This is a genomic window from Pseudomonas sp. SST3 (assembly GCF_003325755.1).
Window position 1 is genome coordinate 1 of sequence record NZ_QORI02000233.1, and the last position, 1,381, is coordinate 1,381.

Annotated in this window: 1 protein-coding gene and 1 pseudogene; both read right to left on the reverse strand. The window is 50.8% G+C overall.

Annotated elements, in window-relative coordinates; all coding sequences use genetic code 11:
• Positions 1-1,092: ATP-binding protein (locus DQ405_RS26935; RefSeq protein WP_168426516.1), on the reverse strand; the 1,092-nt coding region annotated here is incomplete at its 3' end.
• Positions 1,089-1,381, reverse strand: a pseudogene (locus tag DQ405_RS26940) (transposase); the annotation flags it as partial. The gene DQ405_RS26935 and the pseudogene DQ405_RS26940, both read right to left, overlap by 4 nt.

Below are 1,381 nucleotides of genomic sequence, written 5' to 3' on the forward strand. Positions count from 1 at the left end.
CAGAACCGCAGGCGTAACCGAATCAATGTCTTCCCAAATTGCGTGCCGCTGAGCGAGCATTAAAAGCTTAGCTAGGAAATCCGTGTTTCCTTGAGTGAGATCGTAAATTCTGGACAGGAGCTTTTCCGTCAGCGGAGCACAGGCTGTTGTCCAGTCATAGGCCCACAGCTGTGATACCAGATGAGCCCAAAACGGATCGTCCTCGCCGAACCTGTCAAAGCTGATCGGTCCCATACCCGCCGCTCGCCGGGCATTTCGCAAAACGCCAGAAAATAGTGGAAGCATCGCATTTGTACCAACATAGACCAGCGGAACACCGGCATCATTGGATAACGTCACAAAAAAATTCAGCAGCTTATCCCGATCTTGCCCGCCTCGGGACGAACAAAGATGTTGCATTTCATCAATGATGAGGGCGCCGATGAAGTAGGTTTTGCACAACTGACTAATATATTGAAGCATGACACTAATGCTGCGGCCCGTAATGCCTCTGCGCGTGTACTTTTCCACGCCTAACGCTGCATCCAATGCTGAGAAAAAGGCCGTGCAAAAGCCTCGCAGGGAGCCGTCGTGCGGACACTCTATCTTGAGCCAGACCACCTGCGTCTCGATGAAGATCCGATGCTTGTATTTGCTATGACTGATGACTTGTGGATAAAGCTTGGCTATGGAGCTAAGCGCGGTCGTTTTACCCATACCACTCAGTCCAATCAGCGTCATAGTTTCCGCCGTGGACATGAATCCGTGACCTTTGATCTCTGCAGAAGAAGGCAAGCGATGCCTGACAGATGATGCACATAGCGGGTTGCGTCCTGTGTATCCGTACCGGATCAACTGACTAAACAAATCCTCAAGCCGCAGATGAATTTCGAATGGGATGACGACGTCCTTCAGCCTGTTGATCCCATGTCCGCGAAGCTTAGGGTCCAAAGCCCGCTCTGCCTCGTCAGGTTTTGCCGGAAGGTTTCCAACGCGTCTGACAACATCAATATCCGACAGAATTTTGGGTAGGCATTCGATCAGGGGATTGCCATTGTATTGAGGCATACCGGTAGGGATGTAATCAGCAAGAGCAAAACTGAAGTCGCTCATGGATTGGTCTCGTTACCTACGTTGACCACCAATTTCAGGAAGGCAGCGCTTCTTGAAGAACCGAGTTTGCCCGCGATTGGTTTAGGATCTTCAACCGCGTCAGGTGAGTTATCTACAACGCGAAGTTGCTTTAGGTCAGTGGTATGCTGGTCACGCTCATTCTTAGCTTCCGTAGCACGCTTTGAACGCTTGTCCCGTTTGAATTCAGCGTTTGATTTAGGGTCCCCTTGGCTTGCCCGCTTGGTTTTTGCGCGATCAAGGATCTCCTCTTGGCGGCCTTTGAGTAACG